Genomic DNA, 999 nt, shown 5'->3' with positions numbered 1-999 from the left:
GCTGTGTGGTGGACGGCGAGATTGTCCTGGTGGGCGCCTCCGGGGATCGGCTGGATTTCGATGCGCTCCAGCAGCGGATCCACCCGGCGGCCAGCCGGGTCAAACTGCTGGCGGAGCAGACCCCCGCCAAATTTGTAGCGTTCGACCTGCTTGCCTTGGGCGACGACGACTACACTGGCCGGCCCTTCGCGGAGCGCCGAGCGGCACTGGAGGAGGCACTCGCCGGCAGCAAGGCACCGGTCCATCTCACCGCCGCGACCCGGGACAAGGCACTCGCCGAACAGTGGTTCCAGCAGTTCGAGGGGGCGGGCCTGGACGGGATCGTGGCCAAGCCTGTGGCCGGCAGCTATCAGCCCGACAAGCGTGTGATGTTCAAGATCAAGCATGAACGCACTGCCGACTGCGTGGTGGCCGGCTACCGGGTGCATAAGAGCGGTCCGGACGCGATCGGCTCGCTGCTGCTCGGGTTGTACAAGGACGACGGCGCCCTGGCCAGCGTGGGGGTGATCGGCGCCTTCCCGATGAAACGCCGTCAGGAGCTTTTCGAGCAGCTGCAGCCGCTGGTCACCGACTTCGACGACCATCCCTGGGCCTGGGCGAAACAGGAGGAAGGTGAACGGACGCCCCGGAAGGCCGAGGGAAGCCGCTGGAGCGCCGGGAAGGACCTGTCCTTTGTTCCGCTGCGGCCCGAGCTGGTGGTGGAGGTCAGGTACGACCATATGGAGGGCGAGAGGTTCCGCCACACAGCCCAATTCAACCGGTGGCGGCCGGACCGCGACCCCGAATCCTGCACCTACGCCCAGCTGGAGGAACCTGTTAACTTCGATCTCGGATCGGTCCTCCAGACAGGGCAGCCGTAGTACGAGTTGGTCGGAATGCCGGAATGCCGGAATGCCGGATTGCCCGGGCAGCTGGGTGCAGGCGGCTCTCGGCTACTGTCAGCCAGTGTTGTGGAGGAACCGTTCGATGCCGTCCTCTCCGGGGGAGAGGCCGGTGTGG

The 999-nt window shown here is 66.4% G+C and carries 1 protein-coding gene; it reads left to right on the top strand.

The features are described 5' to 3' along the window. On the top strand, positions 1-860 hold an 860-nt coding region (locus tag DBR22_RS20515), incomplete at its 5' end, for an ATP-dependent DNA ligase (protein ID WP_258229349.1). Between the last annotated feature and the right edge of the window lie 139 nt (positions 861-999).

The organism is Arthrobacter sp. HMWF013 (assembly GCF_003061105.1).
Lineage (GTDB): Bacteria > Actinomycetota > Actinomycetes > Actinomycetales > Micrococcaceae > Arthrobacter.
This window is presented reverse-complemented; position numbering and strand designations above follow the sequence as displayed.